The sequence below is a fragment of the Acinetobacter sp. WU_MDCI_Abxc222 genome (assembly GCF_025514755.1).
In the GTDB taxonomy this organism is placed as follows: domain Bacteria; phylum Pseudomonadota; class Gammaproteobacteria; order Pseudomonadales; family Moraxellaceae; genus Acinetobacter; species Acinetobacter geminorum.
Window position 1 is genome coordinate 426,244 of record NZ_JAHPVG010000001.1, and the last position, 25,407, is coordinate 451,650.

Annotated in this window: 24 protein-coding genes and 1 pseudogene; 13 read left to right on the plus strand and 12 right to left on the minus strand. The window is 40.4% G+C overall.

The window, feature by feature from the left end; all coding sequences use genetic code 11:
* Positions 1–95 precede the first annotated feature (95 nt).
* Positions 96–1,586: a PLP-dependent aminotransferase family protein gene (locus KTJ10_RS02060; protein WP_262441222.1), complete on the plus strand. Its 1,491-nt coding sequence runs from the start codon at positions 96–98 to the stop codon at positions 1,584–1,586.
* Between the two features lie 7 nt (positions 1,587–1,593).
* Here the strand turns inward: KTJ10_RS02060 and KTJ10_RS02065 are convergent, their stop codons facing one another.
* Positions 1,594–2,283: an LrgB family protein gene (locus KTJ10_RS02065; RefSeq protein WP_002157453.1), complete on the minus strand. Its 690-nt coding sequence runs from the start codon at positions 2,281–2,283 to the stop codon at positions 1,594–1,596.
* A gap of 11 nt (positions 2,284–2,294) precedes the next feature.
* The gene (locus KTJ10_RS02070; protein WP_125699449.1) at positions 2,295–2,726 is read right to left on the minus strand and encodes a CidA/LrgA family protein; all 432 of its coding nucleotides are present in this window, start codon (positions 2,724–2,726) and stop codon (positions 2,295–2,297) included.
* A gap of 110 nt (positions 2,727–2,836) precedes the next feature.
* Here KTJ10_RS02070 and KTJ10_RS02075 point away from each other — a divergent pair, with 110 nt between their 5' ends.
* From KTJ10_RS02075 to yghU, 3 genes are all read left to right on the plus strand, one after another.
* On the plus strand, positions 2,837–3,742 hold the full coding sequence (locus tag KTJ10_RS02075; protein WP_262441223.1) for a LysR family transcriptional regulator: 906 nt from the start codon (positions 2,837–2,839) through the stop codon (positions 3,740–3,742).
* Between the two features lie 98 nt (positions 3,743–3,840).
* A complete protein-coding gene (gene yfcF / locus KTJ10_RS02080) occupies positions 3,841–4,467 on the plus strand; it encodes a glutathione transferase (RefSeq protein ID WP_262441224.1) in 627 nt (208 codons plus the stop codon).
* A gap of 33 nt (positions 4,468–4,500) precedes the next feature.
* Positions 4,501–5,361, plus strand: a complete 861-nt coding sequence (gene yghU / locus KTJ10_RS02085; RefSeq protein ID WP_262441225.1) for a glutathione-dependent disulfide-bond oxidoreductase — start codon at positions 4,501–4,503, stop codon at positions 5,359–5,361.
* A 36-nt stretch (positions 5,362–5,397) separates the two neighbouring features.
* Here the strand turns inward: yghU and KTJ10_RS02090 are convergent, their stop codons facing one another.
* The gene (locus KTJ10_RS02090) at positions 5,398–6,318 is read right to left on the minus strand and encodes a LysR family transcriptional regulator (RefSeq protein WP_262441226.1); all 921 of its coding nucleotides are present in this window, start codon (positions 6,316–6,318) and stop codon (positions 5,398–5,400) included.
* 125 nt (positions 6,319–6,443) lie between these two features.
* Between KTJ10_RS02090 and KTJ10_RS02095 the strand changes: the two genes are divergently transcribed.
* The 5 genes from KTJ10_RS02095 to KTJ10_RS02115 all read left to right on the plus strand — a co-directional run bounded on the left by KTJ10_RS02095 (position 6,444) and on the right by KTJ10_RS02115 (position 11,998).
* Entirely contained in the window at positions 6,444–7,181 is a 738-nt protein-coding gene (locus KTJ10_RS02095) for an SDR family oxidoreductase (RefSeq protein WP_262441227.1), read from the plus strand.
* A gap of 238 nt (positions 7,182–7,419) precedes the next feature.
* Complete coding sequence (locus KTJ10_RS02100) at positions 7,420–7,929, plus strand: rhodanese-like domain-containing protein (protein ID WP_262441228.1); 510 nt, start codon at positions 7,420–7,422, stop codon at positions 7,927–7,929.
* 18 nt (positions 7,930–7,947) lie between these two features.
* Positions 7,948–8,889, plus strand: a complete 942-nt coding sequence (gene epsC / locus KTJ10_RS02105; RefSeq protein WP_262441229.1) for a serine O-acetyltransferase EpsC — start codon at positions 7,948–7,950, stop codon at positions 8,887–8,889.
* A 240-nt stretch (positions 8,890–9,129) separates the two neighbouring features.
* The gene (locus KTJ10_RS02110) at positions 9,130–10,062 is read left to right on the plus strand and encodes a family 2A encapsulin nanocompartment shell protein (RefSeq protein ID WP_262441230.1); all 933 of its coding nucleotides are present in this window, start codon (positions 9,130–9,132) and stop codon (positions 10,060–10,062) included.
* Positions 10,037–11,998 carry a family 2A encapsulin nanocompartment cargo protein cysteine desulfurase gene (locus KTJ10_RS02115; protein ID WP_262441231.1) on the plus strand — a complete coding sequence of 654 codons (1,962 nt, stop codon included), beginning with the start codon at positions 10,037–10,039 and terminating at the stop codon, positions 11,996–11,998. The genes KTJ10_RS02110 and KTJ10_RS02115 overlap by 26 nt, the downstream gene beginning before the upstream one ends.
* Positions 11,999–12,635: 637 nt before the next feature.
* Here the strand turns inward: KTJ10_RS02115 and KTJ10_RS02120 are convergent.
* On the minus strand, positions 12,636–13,274 hold the full coding sequence (locus KTJ10_RS02120) for a LysE family translocator (RefSeq protein WP_262441232.1): 639 nt from the start codon (positions 13,272–13,274) through the stop codon (positions 12,636–12,638).
* A 91-nt stretch (positions 13,275–13,365) separates the two neighbouring features.
* Between KTJ10_RS02120 and KTJ10_RS02125 the strand changes: the two genes are divergently transcribed.
* Together KTJ10_RS02125 and KTJ10_RS02130 are read left to right on the plus strand one after the other, a co-directional pair.
* Positions 13,366–14,301 (plus strand): LysR family transcriptional regulator, encoded by a 936-nt coding sequence (locus KTJ10_RS02125; protein WP_262441233.1) that lies wholly within the window; start codon positions 13,366–13,368, stop codon positions 14,299–14,301.
* Positions 14,302–14,362: 61 nt separating this feature from the next.
* Positions 14,363–14,480, plus strand: a pseudogene (locus KTJ10_RS02130) (hypothetical protein).
* Positions 14,481–14,530: 50 nt separating this feature from the next.
* Here the strand turns inward: KTJ10_RS02130 and KTJ10_RS02135 are convergent.
* From KTJ10_RS02135 to KTJ10_RS02155, 5 genes are all read right to left on the minus strand, one after another.
* Positions 14,531–15,397 (minus strand): cysteine ABC transporter substrate-binding protein, encoded by an 867-nt coding sequence (locus tag KTJ10_RS02135; RefSeq protein ID WP_000209985.1) that lies wholly within the window; start codon positions 15,395–15,397, stop codon positions 14,531–14,533.
* Between the two features lie 82 nt (positions 15,398–15,479).
* Positions 15,480–16,340 (minus strand): transporter substrate-binding domain-containing protein, encoded by an 861-nt coding sequence (locus KTJ10_RS02140; protein ID WP_262441235.1) that lies wholly within the window; start codon positions 16,338–16,340, stop codon positions 15,480–15,482.
* A gap of 30 nt (positions 16,341–16,370) precedes the next feature.
* On the minus strand, positions 16,371–17,102 hold the full coding sequence (locus tag KTJ10_RS02145) for an amino acid ABC transporter ATP-binding protein (protein ID WP_001130360.1): 732 nt from the start codon (positions 17,100–17,102) through the stop codon (positions 16,371–16,373).
* Between the two features lie 2 nt (positions 17,103–17,104).
* Positions 17,105–17,770 (minus strand): amino acid ABC transporter permease, encoded by a 666-nt coding sequence (locus tag KTJ10_RS02150; RefSeq protein WP_171429962.1) that lies wholly within the window; start codon positions 17,768–17,770, stop codon positions 17,105–17,107.
* The gene (locus tag KTJ10_RS02155; RefSeq protein ID WP_262441236.1) at positions 17,760–18,419 is read right to left on the minus strand and encodes an amino acid ABC transporter permease; all 660 of its coding nucleotides are present in this window, start codon (positions 18,417–18,419) and stop codon (positions 17,760–17,762) included. Before KTJ10_RS02155 ends, KTJ10_RS02150 begins: the two co-directional genes overlap by 11 nt.
* Positions 18,420–18,483: 64 nt before the next feature.
* Here KTJ10_RS02155 and KTJ10_RS02160 point away from each other — a divergent pair, with 64 nt between their 5' ends.
* Positions 18,484–18,597, plus strand: a complete 114-nt coding sequence (locus KTJ10_RS02160) for a hypothetical protein (RefSeq protein WP_262441237.1) — start codon at positions 18,484–18,486, stop codon at positions 18,595–18,597.
* Positions 18,598–18,703: 106 nt separating this feature from the next.
* Here KTJ10_RS02160 and KTJ10_RS02165 read toward each other — a convergent pair whose 3' ends face one another.
* The 3 genes from KTJ10_RS02165 to KTJ10_RS02175 all read right to left on the minus strand — a co-directional run bounded on the left by KTJ10_RS02165 (position 18,704) and on the right by KTJ10_RS02175 (position 23,552).
* Positions 18,704–18,988 (minus strand): GNAT family N-acetyltransferase, encoded by a 285-nt coding sequence (locus tag KTJ10_RS02165; RefSeq protein ID WP_017390443.1) that lies wholly within the window; start codon positions 18,986–18,988, stop codon positions 18,704–18,706.
* Between the two features lie 143 nt (positions 18,989–19,131).
* Positions 19,132–20,091, minus strand: coding sequence for a response regulator transcription factor (locus KTJ10_RS02170; RefSeq protein ID WP_262441238.1), 960 nt, complete (start codon positions 20,089–20,091; stop codon positions 19,132–19,134).
* Positions 20,088–23,552: an ATP-binding protein gene (locus KTJ10_RS02175; protein WP_262441239.1), complete on the minus strand. Its 3,465-nt coding sequence runs from the start codon at positions 23,550–23,552 to the stop codon at positions 20,088–20,090. Before KTJ10_RS02175 ends, KTJ10_RS02170 begins: the two co-directional genes overlap by 4 nt.
* A 195-nt stretch (positions 23,553–23,747) precedes the next feature.
* Here KTJ10_RS02175 and KTJ10_RS02180 point away from each other — a divergent pair, with 195 nt between their 5' ends.
* A complete protein-coding gene (locus KTJ10_RS02180) occupies positions 23,748–25,364 on the plus strand; it encodes a purine-cytosine permease family protein (RefSeq protein ID WP_002114289.1) in 1,617 nt (538 codons plus the stop codon).
* Positions 25,365–25,407: the final 43 nt, after the last annotated feature.

Below are 25,407 nucleotides of genomic sequence, written 5' to 3' on the forward strand. Positions count from 1 at the left end.
ATATCAGGGTTATTTATATTTTATGTTGTAAATTTTCTGGTTTCTGTGGTTTATTAAAAAGAACCACTTTGTATTTTTTTAAGTAGACCAGAATTATGGCAAGAATGGCAAAAGTTGTTGAACTTCCGTCTATTGCAAAGATTGATAAAAGCCAAGGAAAGATAAGTGCTCAACTGACTCAAGCTTTACGCGAAGCTGTACAAAGTGGTGATTTACAGCCCGGCGATCCATTGCCTTCTTCACGCGAATTGGCTTTAACCCTAGGTGTCGCTCGCGGAACCATTATTGAAGCTTACGATCAGCTTTTAGCTGAAGGTGTGTTTGACTCTCAACCACGAACTGGCACTTATGTGTCTCATTCTTTGGTTAAAACATCTGTAATACAACATTCATCAAAAGAAAATAAACCTAACTCGATATCTTTGACCAAATCGGCACGTTCTTATGCCAAAGTGCTTGATGAATTTAAGCCACTTCCTCATGTTCCTTTTGCGGTATCTGTCCCCGTCGGTCGTACTCAACCGAGCGACATCTGGCGTAAATTTGGTAATAAATATAGATCACGAGGTGCAGGGATTCCTTCGGGTTATGGCGAACCTCAAGGCGTGTTATCACTAAGAATCGCTATAGCAGACTATGTCCGACGGTCACGCTCTGTCCACTGCGAACCTGACCAAATTGTGATTACACCTGGCATTCAACAGTCACTTTATATTTGTAGCCAGATTTTATTTGAAGCAAAAGATGAAGTCTGGATAGAAGATCCAGCTTATCGGGGTACAACGGCTATTTTTGAGCATGCTGTACAAAATATTCGAATGGTGCGTGTTCCTGTCGATGAAGAAGGTATTCAAGTTGAAACCGGAATTAGACTTTCGAAAAATGCACGTGCCGCCTTCGTGACACCCTCTCACCAATATCCACTTGGCATGCCGATGAGTCTAGCAAGACGCACTGCTTTATTGGCTTGGGCAAAACAGCAAAATGCATGGATCATTGAAGATGACTATGACAGCGAACTCCGTTATAACGGTCAGCCCTTCCCATCTTTACAAGGCATGGCACCCGACCAAGTCATTTATCTGGGTACTTTCAGCAAAGTACTATTTCCTTCCCTTAGACTTGGCTATGCAGTATTACCTAAAGAATTGGTAGCTCCTTTTTGTGGGCTTAGAGTCTTAATTGATCGACACCCGCCTGCTGCCGACCAGCACGTTTTGGCAGCTTTTATTCAAGAAGGTTATTTAGAACGGCATATTCGACGGACTCGGAATGTCTATGCAGAAGTCCGTGAATTCATTATTGGCTTGATTGAAAAATACATACCTAAAGAACTGGCTTGGTTACAGCCAGGCGATCAAGGCATGCATATGGTGTTATGGCTTGCTCACCATATTAATGACATCGAAGTTGCAAGCTCGGCAGTCGATGCAGGCATTGCCATTAAAGCAATTTCACCGACATTTTCAAAAGAACAACAACGTCCGGGGTTAATTGTTGGCTTAGGCGATTTTGAACCCGAACTGATGAGACAAGCCATCAAAAAACTATCAAAGATTATTCAACAACATGACAAGCCAACTTAAACCAAGTTTACAGTAGCAACCATAGATGAATGGCAAATGGCCCAATCAGTACCATTAAAATACCTGCAATGACCATGGTTAAACTGGCAATTACACCTTCTTCACTATTACGCTGTTGTGCTCTAACTGTACCAAAACCGTGGGCTGCATTGCCAAAAGCTGCCCCATTGGCCACATTAGAACGGATTTTAGTAATCGCTAAAATCGCATCGCCGCAAATCATACCGACCAAACCAGTAATAACGGTAAATAGTGAAACCAAAGCTGCCGAACCGTGAATATCTTCCGCTAAAATCATGGCAAATGGTGTTGAAATAGAACGGGCCATCAAACTGTTGGTGACTTCAGGGCTAAAGTGGAACCACTGAGCCATCTCATAGGCTGACATCACACCTACACTCATGCCTACAATAATCGCAATTGAGAGTACCCCGAGGTTTTTACGAATCGTTTCCCGATAGCGATAAATCGGTACAGCAAAAGCAACCGTTGCAGGCCCCAATAAATTAACAATCCACTGGGTATCTTCTGCATAAGTTTGATATGAAATTCCAAAAATCGTCATCAAAATAATGGTGAGTACAGGCACACTAATCGCAGGCGACAACCAAAGTTTTGGATTTTTCTGATAGATTCGCTTTGCCACAACATAGGCGGCCAAAGTCCAGATGAGACAAAGAATTGACCAAATATTCATGCCGTTTTCTCTTAGATATGCTTATGTTGAAGACGTTTTCGAGCCTGTAAATAAGCTTTTAAACGATTGTAATAGTGAATCGTCAGGCACGTACTGAGCATGACTGAAATGGTCCCAACCGCAATGCTCAAAACAATTTGCCACCCTTCGGTCATAAACAAGCTTTTATACTGAACTACGGCGACCACAACAGGCACGAAAAACAGTAACAGCTCACCTAAAACAACAGTTGCTCCCATTGCCACCTGATCCATTTTGATAATTTTAAAGAACAGGCATATAAGCAATAAAAACATACCTAAAATACCTGCCGACACAGGCACGCCGAGTTTTTGGTGTAAGAGATATCCAGCCCACCAAAATCCAGCCAAAATCAAAATTTGTTTAACTAAAACTAAAAATGTAGGTTGTGTGGGTGTTCCCGAAGCAGATTCAGTACTCATTTTGCGAAATTAAATGGTTAACTACACCATTATGCTATCTTGGTTAAACCTGCTAAATATGAATTATTCATGTTAATATTATTCAAAAATGGAATAATCTATTCTTTATTATGCTTTCTCTAAAATCATTACAATGCTTCGTTACACTGGTAAAAACTAAAAGCTTTACACGTGCTGCTGACGAGTTATACCTGACTCAGCCCAGCATTAGTAAAATAATACAGCAGCTTGAAGAACAGCTTCAGGTCCAACTTTTGGTTAAGCCCGATCACGGCCGTAAAAGACAAATTGAACTAACTGAAATTGGAGAGCGAATTTATCAACATGCGATTGAGCTTCTTCAGGCAGAACAGAACATCTTTCTTGAAATTGAAAACTATCAACAATTAAAAACAGGAACTTTAAAACTTGGCGTTCCACCCTTAGGTTCGCAGCTTCTAACGACTGCCCTGTTTGATTATCACCAACAGTGGCCAGATATTGAATTGGCTTTTATGGAAGTGGGTTCACGCGGTATTGAACAAGCTTTACTCAATAATGAGCTAGACGTTGGTGTTTTGCTGCAACCTTTTGATACGCAAATTTTCAATAGCATTGAGCTATGTAACTACCCTTTAATGGTCCTTTTACGCCATGATGCGACTTGGGCAACCCGCAAAAAAATAAATCTAGAAGAGCTACAACACCAATCGTTTTTAATGTTCCCAGAAAATTTCTCTTTAAACAGTATTATTCTCGATGCATGTAAGCAGCATGGATTTTACCCAACCATTGCTTGCCGTACCAGCCAATGGCACCTGTTGGCAGATATGGTGTTACAACGCATGGGTATCGCGCTTCTTCCTCAATATTATACTGACATGCTTGACCCTAGTTTATTTGCAGCAGTACCGCTTGAAAAACCAAATATTCAGTGGCACTTAGTGATGGCTTGGAAAAAGAATCTTCCTGTGTCACCAGCGGTACAGGCGTGGCTTAGTATTGTTCGTCAGCATTTTCAGCACATTAAACCTTAATTCAAAAACAGATAAAGCTTTTCCACAAAAAAGCTACCCAATCTTGGCTTAGCTCACTTAGACTAGATCGCATCTGTTTTATGACATGGACAATAACAATGAATAATGAACGTTTTAAGCTGTACACAGATTCACAATTTCTAAGTCCCTATGCGTTTACAGTTTTTGTAGGGCTACATGAAAAACAAATTCCATTTGAAATAGCAACTATCAACTTAGACCAGCAAGGCCAGTTTGAAAAATCTTATGTAGAAAAGTCATTAACTGCCAAAGTGCCTGTACTCGAGCATAATGATTTTGCCTTATCAGAATCTTCTGCCATTTTGGAATATCTTGAAGAGCTTTATCCAAATACAGCTATTTATCCAAAAGATATTCAAACCCGTGCAAGAGCAAGACAAATTCAGGCATGGCTCCGATCAGACTTAGTGGCACTAAGAACTGAGCGTTCAACCGATGTTATTTTTATTCAGCCCACATCTACACCACTTTCTGAACAAGGTTTAAAAGCAGCAGAAAAACTGTTCTTTGTGGTAGAAAAACTTCTTGCGCCTGATGCCGAATTTCTTTTTGGTTCATGGAGCATTGTGGATGCTGAACTTGCCTTGATGTTGCAACGTCTTATTCAAAATGGTGATGCTGTACCCGAACGTTTAAAAAACTATGCATTACAGCAATGGCAACGACCGACCGTACAAAAATGGCTTGCCTTGCGACATCACTAAATCCTTATATTTACACCAAACACGAGATAAAAAATGAGTGATTCAAACTATATTCCTCCACAAGTTTGGCAATGGACTGGAGAAAAAACCGATTTAAATCAACCGACTTCAGGCGCTCGCTACGAACATACACTTCCAGTAGGTAAACATCCGCTCCAGCTCTACTCTTTAGCTACACCTAATGGGCAAAAAGTCACTATTTTGCTAGAAGAGCTTTTAGCATTAGGACATCAAGATGCTGAATATGATGCATGGCTGATTAAAATTGGTGAAGGTCAGCAATTTGGCAGTGGCTTTGTAGAAATTAATCCCAACTCTAAAATTCCAGCATTGGTTGACCATAGCCAAAACCCGCCATTAAGAGTATTTGAGTCTGGCTCAATTTTGCTTTATTTGGCTGAAAAATTTAAAGCGTTCATTCCAACTGATATTGCTGCACGTACTGAATGCCTCAATTGGTTATTCTGGCAAATGGGCAGCGCGCCTTACCTAGGTGGTGGTTTTGGACATTTTTATGCCTATGCCCCTGTTAAAATTGAATATGCGATTAACCGCTTCGCCATGGAAACAAAACGCTTACTTGATGTATTAGATCAACATCTGGCAAAAAACGAATATTTGGCTGGTTCTGAATATTCGATTGCTGATATTGCAGCGTTCCCTTGGTATGGGGGTCTTGTTAAAAACTGGGTGTATAACGGCGCGGAGTTTTTAAGTGTCGACCAATATAAAAATGTTCAGCGTTGGGCAGATGCAATTTTAGCACGCCCTGCGGTTCAACGTGGTCGTATGGTCAACCGTACTTTTGGTGATTTAGAAACGCAGTTACATGAGCGCCATGATGCCAGCGATTTTGAGAACAAAACTCAAGATAAATTGCAGAATCAATCTTAAAATATCATTCAGTTTTTGACTTACCCGCAAAATACCTTATTTTTGCGGGTATTCAAAGTTGGCAAAATACCCCATATATAACTCACTCAACCAAGCGACAAAAACTCGTACGCGTGGCGAGAGCTGCCGATGCTGCGGATATAAAGCAGAAACTGACATCTTCGGGATTTCCCACTCAGACAAAACCTGAACCAGTTGCCCGTCTTCCAACTCATTCGCCACATGATAGCGCGGGACCTGAATTAAACCTGCCCCACGTAAAGCAGATAATACATAGTTTTCAGCATCATTTACCGCGATCCAGCTTTTCAAAAAATAATCTTGTTTTTTGCCACTCACCATTAATTCAAATGGATAATTTCGCCCGCCTGAGGTCGAAAAGAAATTAACACAATAATGTGATAACAAATCCTCTGGTTGCTGAGGTGCTCTATGTTTATTTAAATAGTCAGGACTTGCACAAATGACTTGTGGCATATCAACCAAATGTCTAGCAATTAAAGTAGAATCATCTAAACGCCCCGCTCTCACCACACAGTCTATCCCTTCCCGAATCAGATCAACTAAACGATCTCCCGTACTAATTACGAGTTCAATGTCGGGATACAACTCGTGAAATTGGTCGATATTGGGTAAAACAATTTTAGTCGCATGTGCACCGGATAAATCGACACGTAATAAACCGCGGGGCTGTGCAATTACATTACGTAAAGATGATTCTGCATCATCAAGTTCCGATAATATTTGTGTACAGCGTTCATAAAATGCCTGTCCATCTAGTGATGGTCTTACATGTCGTGTGGTCCGCTCTAGCAAACGGCACTGTAGATTATTTTCTAACTCTTTAATGGCGTTACTTGCTGTTGCACGTGGGATATTCAGCTGATCGGCTGCCTGACTAAAACTACCCAGCTCTACAATGCGGGTAAAAAGTTGCAAGGTATCAAATTTGTCCATAGTGCTCGCTTTTAACCCTATCAATTATTAATGTATATGGAATTATCTTATCCAATTCTGATGATTTATCCCAGATTTCTATATTATTAAAATAAGCCATACTTAATCAAACAGGCAATCTAAAAATGAATATTTCAAGAAAAACAGCTCTGGTTACTGGTGCATCACGTGGTATTGGTCGAGCTATTGCTGAACGTTTAGCTCAAGATGGCTTTTATGTGATTGTTAACTATGCGGGCAATAAAGTGCATGCCCAAGCCACTGTAGATCATATTATTAAGCAAGGTGGTCAAGCCTCTGCTATTCAAGCGGACGTCTCAAATGAACATGAAGTGAGTCGTTTGTTTCAAGAAGCTAAAGCCATTAACGGTCAATTGGATGTGGTGGTTCATAGCGCAGGCATTATGCCTATGGCAAAAATTACACCTGAAGGTCTGCCAGATTTCGATAAAGTAATTCATACCAATTTACGTGGCGCGTTTTTAATTTTGGCGCATGCGGCCGAAACAGTTCCAGATGGTGGCCGAATTATTACGCTTTCAACTAGTGTAATTGCCAAATCTTTTCCTTTATATGGTCCCTATATTGCCTCGAAAGCGGGTGTAGAAGGCTTGGTACATGTGTTAGCCAATGAGTTACGCGGCCGAAATATTACCGTAAACGCCGTTGCGCCCGGCCCGACAGTCACTGACCTTTTTTATAATGGAAAAACTGAAGAGCAAGTGGCAGCTATTGCAAAACTTGCCCCATTAGAAAGAATCGGAACACCTGAAGAAATTGCCAGTGTAGTTGCCATGCTAGCTGGCCCAGATGGACGGTGGGTAAATTCACAAGTCATTCGAGTAAATGGTGGATTTGCTTAATGTTTAAAACCGTGTGGATTATTTTAGTTCACACGGTTTTTACCAACTATTAAAATGATTATTCCATCAATTTTAATTAAAGAATGATATAAGCTTAATTCATACTTTTTTATAAAAATATCCCCCATTCTTATTTATCAAAATAATATATATAAATAGATATTCCTTATTTTTGCTTATATTTAAAAACGCGTAAATTGAACAATAACAATCTGAATCAAAGATAAGGATATATTCAATGAACGCTAAATTAAATACAGAAGCTCCGCAAAGCTTTATCTCAAATGATTCAAATACATCCTTTTCAGCCGAAGAAATTCTTTCTAAAGCACAGCAATATGCAAAAGACCATGAACTTAATTTTAGTGGCAGTTTATCACCTACTGATGCATGGCAGCTCGTACAACAAGGAGAAGCTGTTTTAGTTGATGTGCGTACCAATGAAGAACGTAAATTTGTGGGTTATGTCCCTGAAAGTATCCATGTAGCATGGGCAACAGGCACATCATTTAACCGTAATCCACGCTTTTTAAAAGAACTTGAATCAAAGGTCGGCAAAGATAAAACCATTCTTTTGTTATGCCGTAGTGGCAACCGTTCGGCACAAGCTGCCGAGGCCGCATTTAATGCTGGTTTTGATCACATTTATAACGTTCTTGAAGGCTTTGAAGGCGATCTAAATGATCAGCAACAGCGTAATCAAAAAAATGGCTGGCGCATTCATCAACTTCCTTGGCAACAAGACTAATACTTCAATCAATTTTCAGTGAATCAAGGAAAGCTTGTGACTCAATGGAACATTAATGCGGTTGTACAAGGTTTACAACAAGCAAGGCATGACTGGCGTCAGCAACAGCACAGAACAAAAGAATTTGGGGGCCGTGAACTTCCATCTAAAGAAGCATTAAAAGCCATTTTAGATGACCTATGTGGAATTTTATTTCCAATGCGTTTAGGCCCTGCTGACTTACGTCAAGAAACTGAAGATTCTTATATTGCCTATACTTTAAATCGGGTACTCACAGCCTTACATGCTCAAGTGCAACTGGCTTTAAATTATGAAGCAAAACGTTATTTGAGTCATTCAAGCCCAGTGCAGCAGCCACAAGAACTTGCTCAAACTATTGTGCAGGATTTTGCCAACACTTTGCCCTCTATACGACGTCTTTTAGACGGCGATGTGCGTGCTGCTTATGAAGGCGATCCGGCGGCACATAGTGTGGATGAAGTATTACTTTGCTATCCGGGCATATTTGCGATTATTTATCACCGAATTGCGCATCAACTATATGCCCAAGTGCCTTTATTGTCTCGCATTATTTCCGAGTTAGCACATTCTGCTACGGGTATTGATATTCATCCGGGTGCACAAATTGGCAAAGGATTCTTCATTGACCATGGTACGGGTGTGGTGATTGGTGAGACTTGTGTGATTGGGGAACGTGTCCGTATTTATCAGGCGGTAACACTGGGGGCAAAACGCTTTGAAACCAATGATGATGGTGCTTTGAAAAAAGACTATATACGCCATCCGATTGTTGAAGATGATGTCGTGATCTATGCAGGTGCAACTATTTTAGGCCGTATTACCATTGGTCGAGGGTCAATTATTGGGGGGAATGTTTGGCTAACCCATAGTGTGGCCGCAGGTAGCCAGATTTTACAGTCACCGAATGAGTCTTATCAAAAAAATCATATTGCCGGTTAAAAACTATAGATGTGAAATAAATAGATAAGGAGATAAATAAACAAAGAACATGCAGATTAATAAAATGCTTATTTCTAGTTTAAATATATTTTTATTTAGAAAATAGATAACTCATTAATAAGCTCAGTATTTAAAAAATTTATAACGCGATTTTAATTTTAAAACCAGAACTAATTCTAGTTTATATGCATCCTAGAATTTTTATTTTCAAAAAGCCAATGTAATAAGGAAAAATGATTCATGGCGAAAAATACAGATAAAGCCCAACTTGCACTTGGGGACCACGCAGCTCGCCAACTGGCCAATGCAACCAAGACAGCTCCCCAACTTTCTACAATTACTCCCCGATGGCTGACTCATTTACTGCAATGGCTTCCTGTTGAAGCAGGTATCTATCGCCTAAACCGTGTCAATAATACCGATGATATTCAGGTGGCTTGTACACAACGTGATGAAGCAACTTTACCCCAAACTTTTGTTGATTATGACCCAGAGCCACGCGAATACTTTTTAAATGGTGTATCTACTGTTTTAGATGTACATACACGCGTTGCTGATCTTTACAGCAGCCCACACGACCAAATTAAAGAACAGCTTCGCTTAACCATTGAAACCATTAAAGAACGTCAAGAAAGCGAGCTTATCAATAACCCTGAATATGGTTTACTGGCAAGTGTGACAGATGACCAACGTATTTCGACTTTAAATGGCCCACCTACTCCAGATGATCTTGATGATTTGCTACGTAAAGTCTGGAAAGAACCGGGATTTTTCCTAGCACACCCTGATGCGATTGCAGCATTTGGACGTGAATGTACACGCCGTGGTGTACCGTCTCCAACGGTTAGTCTGTTCGGTTCGCAATTCATTACATGGCGCGGTATTCCACTCATTCCATCAAATAAAATTCCTGTAGAAGATGGCAAAACTAAAATCTTGCTGCTTCGTGTAGGTGAAAAGCGTCAAGGCATTGTTGGTTTATTCCAACCGGGTCTTGCTGGTGAACAGTCACCAGGGCTTTCAGTACGCTTTATGGGAATCAACCGTAACGCGATTGCATCATATCTAATCTCGTTATATTGCTCACTTGCAGTACTCACTGATGATGCGTTGGCAGTATTAGATGATGTGGAGGTGGACAAATATCATGACTACCCAGTTAACTACAAGTAATCTGCAAGGTAGTCCAACGGGGCCTGAAGTGACTGGTGTTAACCCACCAGCCAACTTCCCTGATGAGTCCACCATTGCTCGACTTGCTAATGAGTTTTTTTCAGCATTACCAAGCTCAAGCAGTTCGACTTCTTCATCGGGCCTTAACTTGGATTTACCTGTCGGAGCGCCACCGCACCCACCACAACCGGGTGAACCATTTTCTGCACTCAGTGGTCGTGCGCCCAATATCGCCTTTCAGAAAAGTCTCAATCCGGAATATCCTGAGCATATTCCAAATTTGCCAGACTACCCTGAACGCCGAATTGTAGCGTCTGCGCCTGTGGTTGGTGGAGCTAATTTGCCACGGCCACCATTTGAACCACATTTACCACAAGCTGCCCATAGTGAACCCAATGTGCCACGCATTGAACCAAACTTACCCACTGGTGCAGGTGAATCACCTTATTATTTTTTAAATGATTTTTCTGCTCCTAATGCAGCAGAACCGTCTGTTAAAGGTGTTGAAGATAATTATTCGGTTGCACAGTCTTTTCAGTTACCACATGGTGACCAGCTGAAATCATTGTTGACGGAAGGTCGTTTTGCAACGAACACGCCACCCCAAAGTTCGGCAAGCTCTGCATTTTATTTTTTAGACTTGCCTCAAAGTGGACAAAGTTATAGTCACTATCAACCATCGCAACCCACTTTTGTAGCAAGCAGTGCTCAACCACTCGATGTACATGCCATACGTCGCGATTTTCCAATTTTACAGGAACGCGTCAATGGTCGACCTCTGGTCTGGTTGGATAATGCCGCGACCACACAAAAACCGCAGCGCGTGATTGACCGCATTGCTTATTTTTATCAGTATGAAAACTCGAACATTCACCGTGCTGCACATGAGTTAGCAGCTCGTGCAACCGACGCCTATGAACATGCAAGAAATGTAGTTGCCCGCTTTATTGGTGCGCCCTCTTCTAAAGAAATTATTTTTGTACGCGGAACAACCGAAGGCATTAACCTGATTGCAAAAACATGGGGCGAACAAAATATTGGTGAGGGTGATGAAATTATCGTTTCTCACTTAGAACACCATGCCAATATTGTGCCTTGGTATCAACTCACTAAAAAAACTGGAGCGAAATTACGCGTCATTCCCGTGGATGACACAGGGCAAATTATCTTAGAAGAGTTGCCAAAACTGATTAGTGAGCGCACTAAACTGCTGTCGATTACTCAAGTTTCGAATGCTTTAGGAACAGTCACACCTGTTGCTGAAGTCATTAAAATTGCCCATGCCAAAGGTGTACGTGTTTTAGTTGATGGTGCTCAATCTGTTTCACATATACCGACTGATGTACAAGCTCTTGATGCAGACTTTTTTGTATTTTCTGGACATAAAGTATTTGGGCCAACGGGTATTGGCGCGGTCTATGCAAAACCAGAACTGCTAGAGAGCATGCCTGTTTGGGAAGGTGGCGGTAACATGATTCAAGATGTCACCTTCGAACAAGTAGTTTACCAACCTGCACCCAATAAGTTTGAAGCTGGAACTGGCAACATTGCCGATGCTGTTGGTTTAGGCGCTGCACTTGAATATGTAGAAAGTCTAGGCATTCATAACATTGCCCGCTATGAACATGATCTGCTCGAATATGGTCAAAATGCACTGAGCAGTGTGTCTGGTTTACGCTTGATTGGAACAGCGCATCACAAAGCCAGTGTGATGTCTTTTACCTTACAAGGCTATTCAACTGAACAAGTCGGTAAAGCTTTAAATCAACATGGTATTGCGGTACGTTCTGGGCACCATTGTGCACAGCCAATTTTACGTCGTTTTGGTGTAGAACAGACCGTACGTCCGTCTTTGGCTTTTTATAATACGACTGAAGAAATTGATTTATTGGTGTCGGTGTTACATCAACTGACGCGTAATAGGCGTACGAGTTAAATTTATTTCTAGACTAGAAGAGACTGCTTTTGAGCGGTCTTTTTTATAATTAATTTGCCATCATTAAAATTCAATTTTTCAATAAGGAAACTATTAAAACTCAAATAGTCCTAGCACTACATGTACTCGAGCAAAAGTCGTCTGCAACCTGCGTAGCATCAAAAAGATTCTGTTTCTGTGAAATACTAGTTAAATGAAATAAGTCGGCAGGTTTTGCAGATGACAATGCTTTTGCTTACTTTGAGCGAAACCAAAGTAAGTCCAGCCGAAGGCGACTGAAGAAATTAAAACTTTAAGCGATAATACCCTGTCGTGCTATGCAATAGTTCGCAGATGACTTTAGGTTGAGCTAAAAATTATGAGTGGTTATCACGGCGGAGTCTTACCGTTTTATCTCCAAAGAAAGTAGCTAATTCCGTTACTTTTTTAAAAAAGTAACCAAAAACTTTCTCATCCACAGAACCTGTTCTCTGTTTTCATTTTTCAAATAATATTGCAAATACATTATCTTTATAAATTATGGGCAGGCTGTGGATGAAATTTAGCACTAGCAAATGCAAGTATGGACTCCATTATTGTGCTAGTCTAAAAATTTGCAGATGACTTTAACCAGAGGAAATATTAATAGATATTCAACTTAATTAAACAATCCCCAAATCAATCTCAATGCAATCCCAATCAACAACACTCCCATTACCCGCTCAAAATACACCCCAAACTCCAAAAACCTTTTACGAACAATAGGCTGTGCAAACAGTACACTCACCACCATAAACCAAATGGCATTCACCATACACATCCATACCCCATAAAAAACCTGAACTTTCATTGGTGTAGTTGTACTCACAATTGTCGTAAAAATTGCCAGAAAAAAGATAGTGGCTTTGGGGTTTAACGCATTGGTAAGAAAACCCATTGTAAAAGCTTTAAATAAACTCGGCGTGTCAGTGTCTGATGAGCCATTAATCTCAACATTGGTATTTGGCTGGCTACGTAAACACTGCCATCCTAAATATAGCAAGTAAGCTGCCCCCGCTGTTCTGATCAGTGACATGAGCCATTCGCTTTGCTGAATCAAAAAGCCAATCCCAACAAGTGTATAAAACACATGCACTGAAATCCCGACACCGATACCAATTGCGGTCAGACATCCAATTAAATAGCCATAACGAACACTTTGTCTTACCGTAACTACAAAATCTGGTCCCGGTAAAATCACTGCCATAAAGTGAATAAGCGCTAGCGTTAAAAACTCATGTCCATACAACTGCCACATAACAATTTAGTTTCCTGAAAATCACCTAAACGATTGTATTACGATTTTTTAAACGCGATAATCCAATCAAAATCCAAATAACTTTTGCCTCATGAGCACAAATCAAAGTCTGGTTCTATTAAACGAAATGGCGACTTTCGTTAAGGTTGTCGAGTCGGAAAGCTTTTCTGAAACTGCAAGGCAACTTGGTACAACACCTTCTGCTGTTAGTCGTGCCATTGCCCGTTTAGAACGTGCTTTAGGCACCCGCTTACTCTATCGGACTACACGGAAACTTCGTTTAAGTGAAAGTGGACAACAGGTTTATCAACGTTGTTTAGATATGGTGAATGCGGCACAAGCAGTCATGGAAAGTTCAGGCCAATTTCATGTCGAACCCGAAGGTGTTATTCGCATGAGTGTTCCCAAAGCCGTCGGGCATTTTATGATTCACCCACATTTACCCGAGTTTTTAGAACGCTACCCTAAAATTGATATACAAATGCTTTTAGAAGATCGCTATGTAGATCTCATTGATGATGGCGTCGATTTAGCCCTTCGAATTACCGAGCAACCACCAGGTGGGCTGATGGGTCGAAAACTTATTGATATTGATCACTTGGTTTGTGCAACACCTGAATATTTAGCAAAGCATGGCACACCGAGTCATCCTCATGATTTAAAGCAGCATGAATGTATTTACTTGGGTGAACAAGCCAGTGACTCAAAATGGAAATTTCAACAAGGAAATAAATCGATAAGTGTTGCTGTGCGTGGGCGTTATGCTGCAAACCATACGGGTGTACGTTTGAGTGCTGGATTACAGCACTTAGGTATTGCGAGCTTGCCATACTTCGTTGCACGCCATGCTCTACAACAAGGTACCTTAATTCAGGTTTTACCAGATTGGTATTTTAAAACCTACTATAGCGGTGGGTTGTGGTTACTTTACCCACCGACACGGCATGTTCCACCTAAATTGAGTGTATTAATTCAATATTTGGCAGATAAATTGGCAGCAGAGCCGACTTTATTTAAGTTAAAGTAATATAAATTCAATGAATTAGCACGATGGAATTCTATCTTTGAATCTCTAAAGCAATCAGCTAATACTGTTAACCAAAAAACTTTCTCATCTACAGAACCTGACCACTGTTTCCATCTATAAAAAAATATTGCAAAAACATTATCTTTATAGATTATGGGCAGGCTGTAGATGAATCCTAGCTCAAGCAAATCCTATCTAAAATCCTAGTCATTAGGGGCTATGAGTAAAACTACTCAACCAATAAATCTTTTGGATTAATCGTATCGCCATAGACGGGTTTTAACGTTTTTTCATAAGCCTGATGAATCACACCTTCTTTCGCCAGCTTCTCTAAATCTTGGTTCAACCAGTCCAGTAACTCTTTATCACCTTTTTTTACTGCTGGAGCGATTAAGTCCTGCTCACCTAAATTGGTAATGCCAACGGTGTAATTTGGATTTTCTTTAGCCCAGGCTAAAACTAACAAGTTATCATGGGCAAGCGCAGCGCCACGACCATCTTTTAAAGCATCAAAAGTTTCAGTATTTTGCTCATATTTTTGTAGCTTAATTTCAGGATGAGTCTTGGTGAAGAATGAATCAGCCGTTGTACCTTTGTTCACCAACAAAGTTTTATCTTTCAGTTGAGCCACATCAGTAATCGGATGGCTTTTAGGAGAAACCACGCCCAAAGCAACTTTTAAATAAGGCTTAGCAAAATCGACAACTTCTTTACGTTCTGGTGTAACCGTAAAGTTTGCAAAAATAATATCCACTTTATTGGCTTTTAAATATTCGACACGGTTCGCAGCTTCAGTTAAAACAAACTCTACTTTGTTTTCATCACCGAGCAGATCTTTAGCGACATGTTTGGCAATCTCAACATCAAAGCCTTGGTTTTTACCTTGAGCATCTAAATATCCAAACGGCGGTTTATCACTAAATACGCCAATTCGTACCACACCATTCTTTTTAATTTGCTCGATACTCGACACAGTTTGTGTGGTATCGGCCGTTTTTTCAGTAGACTGAGTCCCTTTGTCACATGCAACTAAACCTAAACTCAGTAAAGACGCAGCTAAAATATGCTTCACGTTTTGAAATGTTAATGTTGTCATTATTTCACCCTCTCGTTCTTGTAAAAGTCTTATTTAGAATCGCAGCGCCTACTTTTAGGCACTGCTCTAGCGATATCGAAAATTATTGGCCTACATCTAAAAACACATTCGGATTGACCGAGTCACCGTAAATTGGTTTCAAGGTTTCATCATAAATTCTCTTGATTTCGCCACTTGTTCTGAGCTGCTTAATTTCAGTATTAAGCCAATTCAATAATTGGGTATTGCCTTTTTTAACTGCTGGTGCAATAAATTCTTGATCACCAATAGACTGAATGCCTGCTACATAACTTGGGTTCTTCGCGGCCCATGCCAAAGCATAAGTACTATCTTGTGAAATCGCGTCACCACGACCGTCGGTTAAGGCTTTAAAGGCATCCGAGTTTCTTTCAAACTTGAGTAAATTCACTTTCGGATAATGCTTGGTAAAGTAGGTATCTGAACTTGTGCCTTTATTTACAATTAAGGTTTTACCTTCTAATTGGGCAATATCTGTAATCGGCTTAGCTTTAGGTGAGACAATACCAAAAGCACCTTTTAAATAAGGCTCGGCAAAATCGACAACCTCTTTGCGTTCAGGGGTTACCGTAAATGTCGCGAACACAACATCAGCACGGTTTGATTTTAAAAACTCCACCCGATTTGAAGCTTCAGTCACAATAAACTCAATTTTTTTTTCATCACCGAGCAAATCTTTAGTCACACGTTTTGCTAAGGCTACATCAAAGCCCTGATTATTACCTGCACTATCTACATAACCAAACGGCGGATCATCTGCAAAAACGGCAACGCGTAGAACCCCATTTTTTTTGACTTGCTCTAAAGAATGGTCTGTTTGAGCATTACTTGCCTGTTCAGTGGATGGCGTTTTACTGCAAGCAGTGAGTAACACCCCAGCAACGGCAAGACTGCTTAATATTTTTATTGAATTACGTTTAAACATTCACTTCCTCATGATTCAAATAATAAAAATTTAGTACGACAAAATATTTAGAAAGGCTTTCGCTCGTTCTGTTTTCGGCTGTTCAAAAAATTCTTCTGGTGAAGCCTGTTCAATAATCTTGCCCTTATCCATAAAAATAATGCGGTCAGCAACCTTACGGGCAAAGGACATCTCATGTGTCACAATCAACATGGTCATTCCTTCATTCGCTAACTTGAGTACGACATCAAGCACTTCTCTGACCATTTCCGGGTCAAGCGCAGCAGTAATTTCATCAAGCAAAATGACTTTAGGTTGCATAACCAGTGAACGCACAATAGCGATACGCTGTTTTTGTCCGCCTGAAAGCTGTCGTGGATAATCAAGTTTTCGCTCAAACAGTCCAACTCGCTTTAACAACTCATCTGCAACTTGTTCTGCTTCATCGCGGTGACGTTTTTGTACTTTGAGTGGTCCAAGCAAAATGTTGTCAATGACGTTCATATGCCCAAATAGCTCATAGTTCTGAAAAACCATGCCAATTTTTTGACGAGCATTAGTCCAGTCCACATCTTTACCTAACACACCCGAACCAGTTAAACGGATTTCACCACCCTGAATCGGTTCTAAGCCGTTAATACAGCGTAATAAGGTACTTTTACCGCAGCCCGATGGACCTAAAATAACAACTACTTCTCCTTGTTCTACATCCAGATCAATGCCCTGTAAAATATGACTTTGTGCAAATGATTTCTGTAATTGTTGTATCGATAACAAAGGCATAATTACTCCCAGACCTTTTCTAAATGTGCTGCCAAACGAGATAAGGGATAGCAAATCAGAAAATACAAAATAAAAATAAAGCCATAAATCCAAAGAGAAGCGCTCGGCACGGTCAACAGCGAATTTTCAATAATTTGCTGGCCCACTTTAATGACCTCAACCACACCAATAAGCACAGCCAAAGAACTGGTTTTCACCATTCGGGTAAATAAATTAATCGCGCCAGGCGTTACTCGTTTTAGACTTTGCGGAAAAATAACGTTGACCAATGCTTGAACATGGGTAAGTCCGAGCGCATAAGCCGAATCGCGTTGGTGCTGATCAATTGAAGTAATGGCTGCACGAACCAAATCGCCCATTTCAGCAGTACCCCATAAAACAAACACGACAACGCACACCCACATTGCGGAAAACTGCCAGTTAAACCATGTCGCAAAGCCGAAATAAAACACAAATAGCAAAACTAAAATTGGAATGATTCGAATGGCTTCTAAATACAGACGACACAGCGCTTTAACGGCTATGTTTTTAGAGGTCATAATGACGCCGAAAACTGTGCCGAAAATCGCAGAGAAAAATACAGAAATGAAAGCAATTTTTGCAGTTGCCCAAAGTCCCCACATTAAACGTTCGAGGTGACTCGCTTGAAATAGATAATCAAGTTCCATGGCTCACCTTCCGACTTCTGTGCTCCAGATAACTGGTTAAAATAGACACGGGCAATAAAATAATCAGATAAGCCATGATGAGTAAGAACAAAGCTTCGGTGGTTTTATAGTCCATGCCAATTAAGTCTTTAGTGACAAAAAGCAGTTCAACAACAGCAATGGCACTGACCACAGAACTTTCTTTAATCAGAAACAGACAATTTGCCCCTATTGCCGGAATTGAAATAGCCAGTGCTTGAGGAAAAATGACATATCTAAAAATTTGAGTCGGTTGCAGACCAATACTTTTTGCCGAGTCAATCTGCCCTTTTGCCACAGACTGCAAACCTGCTCGGAAAGCTTCAGCCATATAGCTTCCGCCTAAAAAGGTCAGTCCGATCACACCACAGGCAAAACCATCGATTTTGATACCTAGTTTTGGCAAACCGTAATACAAAAAGAACAGTTGAATTAATAAAGGGGTATTTCGAGATAACTCAATATAGAACTGGGCAATTCTATTTAGCACCCGCACGCGATATGTGATTAAAATGCTGCAAATCAGCCCTACAATAATCGCCAAAATAATGCTGATGAATGAGATTTTCAGCGTGGTCAACGTTGCAGAGAAAAATTGCGGCAACACACTATGGATATACTGCCAGTTCAAGGAAAATTCCAAAAAATAATATTAAAACGTTATAAATATTTAGCTTTCGTCAGCCATTAAATATTTGTGGAACGAGTTTATTTTTTTCCCAATTGGTCTAAAACTATTTTTATTAGATAAGCTTTTCTATAAGTTTGATAAATTCGATATGGCAATTGAAAACCTTCAAATCAGCTAAATACAACCGCTCAAAACATATTCACTAAAACAAAGATGAATAATAAAACTAATAAAAAATCGGACACCAAGGCCCGATTTTTATTAAATGATTTTCAATCTATTGCTTACTTTCTAAGTACATCACCAATGCTTGGGTCTTTATCAAAAACCGATTTTGCATATGGACAAAGCGGAATTACTTTCACTTCTTTTTCACGAACAAAGGCAACCAAAGCATCAAGTAATTGACGACCTACGCCTTGGCCGCGATAATTTTCATTTACATCTGTGGCATCAATAATCAGCATGCCTTCGCCAGCCCATGTATAAGTCATTTCACCAGCAACCGTTTCACCATCAAGTAAGCTAAAGCTGCCGTGTTTTGTATCATCTTTTTGTTGAATATTCACAATGAATTCCTCGTATTACGACTCATATTTATTTAGAAATGACTTTGTATAATCTTTATCTATAAAAACAAATTTAAGTGTAAAAAAATAGCCTGTTTTTAGCGGCGAGTCTGTATGCTTTTTAAATACAATCGTCAATTAAATTAGTGAAACTCTTGCACCAAACTATTAATGTACGCCACAGCAGCGGTTCGATTTTCAACACAGAGCTTTTCAAAAACATGCTCTAAATGTTTGTTCACAGTCCGCGGGCTCAGCTCCAAAATTTCTGCAATATCTTTATTGGTTTTCCCTAACAACAACCAGTGCATGACTTCTGCCTCACGCTGAGTCAACTGCGGACAGTATTTCAAAATATCAGCTATTTCTAAGGCAGGTGTAGAAGTCTTAATCTGTATCAGATAATTTTTTGCTATGCTCGTTTCAGATTGCCACGGCGTAAGCAATAAAAGCTGTAATTGCTGAGATGGTGTCGAATAAGAACAGCTGGTTAATTTTTTGGGGTCTTTTTCATTTTCCAAGTCTGAAAACCAAGCTTTTAAGCCTGCCTCAAAACCTTCTAATTCAGGTAAATATTGATTCAGTAAATCACTAGCTTTTTCAGTTTTCCACACAATTTTACCGTGAACATCTAGCGCAAGAATGGCTGTTTCCGTTGCATCAATCACCTGTTTTTGTTGCTGTAATAGTTTGGCATGTGCCAAATGTGTTTTTACCCTTGCTAATACTTCTTCAATATTTAATGGTTTAGTAACATAGTCCACCCCACCCACCTGAAAACCACGCACTATATGCTCTGTCTCAGATAAGCCTGTCATAAAAATGACGGGAATAAACTGTGTAATTGGGCTCGCTTTAAGCTGTATACAACTTTCAAAACCGTCCATATGTGGCATATTGCCATCGAGTAAAATCATATCTGGTAAGCATCGGTGTGCTATTTCAATAGCACTTAACCCATCGGTTGTGACAAGCACGCGATAACCTGCCTGATCTAGACTTTCATGTAGCAAGCCCAGATTTTCCGGCACATCATCCACTATCAGAATAACAGCCTGCTCGTTTGGCGAAGCTTGCTGAAAAGAAACATGTTGCGTACTCATTGCTTATCCTGAATTAATCGTTGCGCGTGTTTTAAATCAAATTTTTGGATAGCCTGTTCAAGCTGTTCCCATAACTCATCATGCTCCGGAAAATTTTGACGGCATTGCGTTAAAGTCTGTTGAATTCCTCGAATGTAACCCTGCCCAATCAAATCATTTAATTGCTGCAAGCTTTGCGATAACTCAAGCAGATCATTATTTTCTGGTTGTTGAATTGGCGTATGAACAACGGCTTGCTCTTGCTTAAACACGTTTATATCAAGTGCTTGAACTTTATTATTTTCAAGGAGTGTTTCTGATTTGGAATCGATCCAAACTAAGCCCAACTTGTCTCCAATTTTACTCAGTAACAAATTGAGGTCGATTGGTTTAAGCATAAAATCTTCACTTAAGACCGCATCTTGTGGATTAACTTCACGCTCGCCAGCATTGGCTGAAATAATTAAGATCGGCACATTGGTAATATTATTCTGACGTAATAACCGCGCTGTTTCCCAGCCGCCCATCAAAGGCATATTTAAATCCATCAAAATCAGGTTAGGTTGAAAAATAGGTACTCGTCTTAAACAGTCAATGCCCGACTCGGCTTCTTCAATCATAAATCCCAAAGGTTTGAGAAAATTAGCGACTAAACCTCGATCCACCGCTTCATTATCGACAACTAAAATTCGTTTTCGCTCGCCTTGATAGCCTGTAATTTGGTTGGAGTAAACATTAGAAATCGGATGAACCACTTCTTTTGAAGGTAAATAAAACTTAATCTTAAATTGTGAACCCTGATTGAGCTGACTAGTCACAGATAGCTGGCCACCAAGTAAATCGACTAATAATTTTACAATGGGTAGGCCTAACCCTGTTCCGGTAAATCCACCTTGCACTACATTGCTGCCCCGTTCAAACGGGTTAAAAATTCGCTCTAAATCTGCCTCAGCAATACCGCAGCCCGTATCTCTAATTTCAAAATAAGCCGTTTGAAAACGGTACTCAACTTTCAAAGTAATTGTGCCGCTCGTTGTAAACTTTAAAGCATTGCCCAACAAATTGATGAGCACTTGCTCTAAGCGTTTTTTGTCGGTACGAACATAGTGCGGCATGTTCTCTCCAATTTCATAAACAAACTGCAAATTCTTCTGTTCAAATTGAGGCTGAAACATTTGAATAATTTGTTCTATAAAATTTGGGAAATGGACATCCACCACATTTAAAGAAATTTTGCCTGTTTCAATTCGCGCTAAATCTAGTAAACCGTCAATCAGTGAAGTCAAATGCTGTCCACTACGGCTAATCACCCCGAGCGCCATTTTGCCTTGTTCTGAGAGCTGTTCTTGTTTTTGAAGTAATTGGCTATAGCCCAAAATACTATTTAGAGGTGTTCGTAGTTCGTGGCTAATTCCAATGACATAACGGCTTTTTGCATCATTGGCCCGTTCTGCTGCTATTCTGGCGTCTTGCAGGTCTTTTGAAGTGACTTCATGAGCAGCAATTTCATCAATCAATAATGCCGTTTGCTGATGTGTTTCGATTTCAGCATTACGACGGCTTTCATCGTTTAGTACTAACCACCATGCTGCAACGCTCATCAATAAAAATAAAATAGTGTAAATTTTTACAAATAGCGTGAATAACTGCGGAACGGCTGCCGCATTAATGGTTTCTAAATAGGTTTTTTCTTGGATATAAACCAGACTTAAACTCACTGCCAGAACAATAGACAACCCCAGAGTCAGTAATAAATACAAACTGACCCTGCTATTTAAACGGCTAGCCCAACGTTCTGGTAAATAGTGCCAAATGGCTTTTTTGAGCTGTACTGACCACCGTGCATCGGGTTTACATAAATCGTGACAGCGTGCTTCAAGTGAACAACATAGAGAGCAAATCGTACCGTTATAGGCTGGACAGCCCGCCATATCAGCGAGTTCATAGTCCCTTTCACATACCACACAGTTAGCAACCGAAGTCGCCTGAATTTTTTCAGGTTGGCGTGCAATGTAATATTTGCCTTTGGTTAAGTAAGCAATGACAGGCACGCATAACATTGCACTCCCTAGAGCAATAAAACTCGCCAAGCCTTTCGCCATGAGTCCGAAAAAGCCCAAATAACTCAGCATTGATAACACTGAAGCGATGAGTAACGCGCCTACACCTACGGGATTGATGTCATATAAATAAGCACGGCGAAATTCAATTCCCTTTGGGCTTAAGCCTAAAGGCTTACAGATAATTAAATCGGCAACAACGGCACCAATCCATGCCAAAGCGATATTGCTATATAGCCCCAAAATGCGTTCAACTGCATGGCTAATCCCCATTTCCATCAAAACAATGGCAATAAAAACGTTAAAAAGAAGCCAGACAATTCGCCCCGGATGGCTATGAGTTAAGCGCGCAAAAAAGTTTGACCATGCCAGTGAGCCAGCGTAGGCATTAGTCATATTAATTTTAATTTGTGCCAAGCAAACCAGTGCTAAAGTCAATATTAACGCTAGCTGAGGGTTTGGAATAAATTGTTGATAGGCAACCCAATATAAATAAGTCGGATTATCTAGTTCAGAGACAGGAATAAACAACTGAAAAGCCAACACCATCAGCAGCATGCCCATCAAAACTTTTAGAAATCCAAAAATAATCCAAGATGGACCACCTAGAAAAACGGCAAAACGCCATGCGGTTCTGTTCTTTTCTTTTTGCGGTAAGAAGCGTAAATAGTCAGCTTGCTCACCAATTTGGATCACAAATGAAAAAATAAGAGTGCACGCCGCACCAAAGTAATACAGATTAAAATCAGTCGAGTTTGAAACCGCACCAACAAAATGCAGACTACTACTTAAAATTTGTGGTTGTTTCCAAAGTACAAAAAACCACGGTAATAACAGCAATAAGAGCCAGATTGGCTGTGTGATTGCCTGAACTTTATTAATAAAACCAATACCTTTGACCACTAAAGGCAAAATCACTAATGCCGAAATTAAGTAACCAATGACTTGTGGAATACCTAAAGCCAGCTCAAGTGCCATCGCCATAATTGCGGCTTCAAACGCAAGCAAAATAAAGGTAAAGCTGGCATAAATCAGAGATGTAATGGTTGAGCCAATGTAGCCGAAACCTGCACCACGAGTAAGCAAATCGACGTCTACATTATATTTTGCGGCGTAGTAACTAATCGGCCAACTGGTTAAAAATATGATGGTACATACGACTACTGCTGCCCATACTGCATTACTAAAGCCATACTGCCAAAGCATGGTCGCCCCAATTGCTTCCATCGCCAAAAAGCTAACGGTCGAAATTGCGGTGTTGGTAACGGTCCAAGGTGACCATTTACGTACAGAGGTGGGTGCGTAGCGGAGCGCATAATCTTCGATACTTTCATCTGCCACCCAAATATTATATTCACGGCGTGTTTTGATCACACGTTGTGGGGCTTGTTGGGGGCGTGAAGAATCTGGCATAACACTCATGTTTTGGATGTGGCTGCATTAAACCCAGCAATCCTTATGCCAAAAGTCATTTATCATGGCGATTTTCTCGAATACGCACATATACGCAAAATAACGTATTTTCAATTTTTCCCAAAAATCACACACTCAAATCCATCAAAAAACAATGATCAATATTTGTGTTGATTGACCGAAAATGATTGGGAGATTGATGTTATGAGTGTATCTGAACATCCAAATCTGGACACTGTGCAAGGTACAGATTCACAAAAAGCAGTGAATGAAACCTTAGAAGATTATACTTTACGTTATGCTCCACACAGCTTTCGGCGCTGGAGTCCCAAAGTTGTCGCTATTACTGCACTTGGTGGTATTGCCTATCTTGCTGACTTTTCTATTGGTGCCAGTATTGGTATGTCTTACGGAACAACCAATGCTGTTTTCTCCATTTTATTTGCAGCGATTATTATCTTCTTAACCGGCATTCCTTTAGCCTACTACGCAGCGCGCTATAACATCGATCTTGACTTGATTACCCGCGGCGCAGGTTTTGGTTATATCGGCTCAGTCCTGACCAGTATCATTTTCGCCAGTTTCACGTTTATTTTCTTTGCCCTTGAAGGTTCAATCATGGCGCAAGGGTTACTACTTGGTTTAGGCATTCCGCTTTGGGCAGGTTACCTCATCTCAACAGTTATGGTCATACCGCTGGTAATTTACGGCATGAAAGCCTTAAGCAAATTACAAGTCTGGACTACCCCGCTTTGGCTCGTTCTGATGATTGGTCCTGTGGCCTACCTGATTTATCAAGAACCAACCTTAGTCAGCCAGTTTGCCACTTTTACAGGTAACGAAGGTTTTGCAACCGTAGACATGGCTGCAATCATGCTGGGTGCTGGTATTTGTTTATCGCTCATCATGCAAATTGGTGAGCAAATTGATTACTTACGTTTCATGCCTGCTAAAACAAAAGAAAATAGCAAAGCATGGTGGGCAGCCGTTATTTCAGCGGGTCCGGGTTGGGTGATTTTAGGGGCAATTAAACAAATTATTGGGGCATTTTTAGGTTTCTATTTACTTACTAAAATACCGGGCGTAAACAGTACTGAACCTGTTCAACAGTTTAATGCGGCGTTTCATGACATGCTTCCGGGTTGGGCTGCTTTAACACTTGCAGTGATTTTGGTGGTTATTTCTCAAATTAAAATTAATGTGACCAATGCTTACTCTGGTTCCCTTGCATGGACAAGTGCCTACACACGTATAAGCAAACATTATCCGGGCCGTATTGTCTTTGTAATGGTGAACTTGGCAATTGCACTTGCTTTGATGGAAGGCAATATGTTTGCGGTACTGGGTAAAATCTTAGGATTCTATTCAAACTTTGCAATTGCATGGGTTGTAGTTGTTGCAACAGACATTTCAATCAACAAATATGTTTTAAAACTTTCACCGAAAGAACCAGAATATCGCCGTGACATGCTATACAACGTAAACCCTGTCGGTATGGTTGCATTCCTTGTATCAGCAGGCCTATCAATTGCGGCATTCTTCGGCTTACTCGGTAGTTTCTTGGCACCTTACTCACCGCTTATCGCACTTGTGCTTGCTTTTGTATTAACACCAATCATGGGCTTATTAACCAAAGGAAAATACTACATCAAGTCACACGATGACGGTATTAAAGAACCACGTTATGATGCTGAAGGCACTCCTGTTGCTACCGTCTATCACTGCCGCGTATGTGAGCAAGGCTATGAGCGTCCAGATATTATGTTCTCTCACAAACATAACGGTACGATCTGTTCTTTGTGTAAAACACTCGATGCTTAAATATTCTTAAAACTAAAAAAAGAAGCTTTAAAGCTTCTTTTTT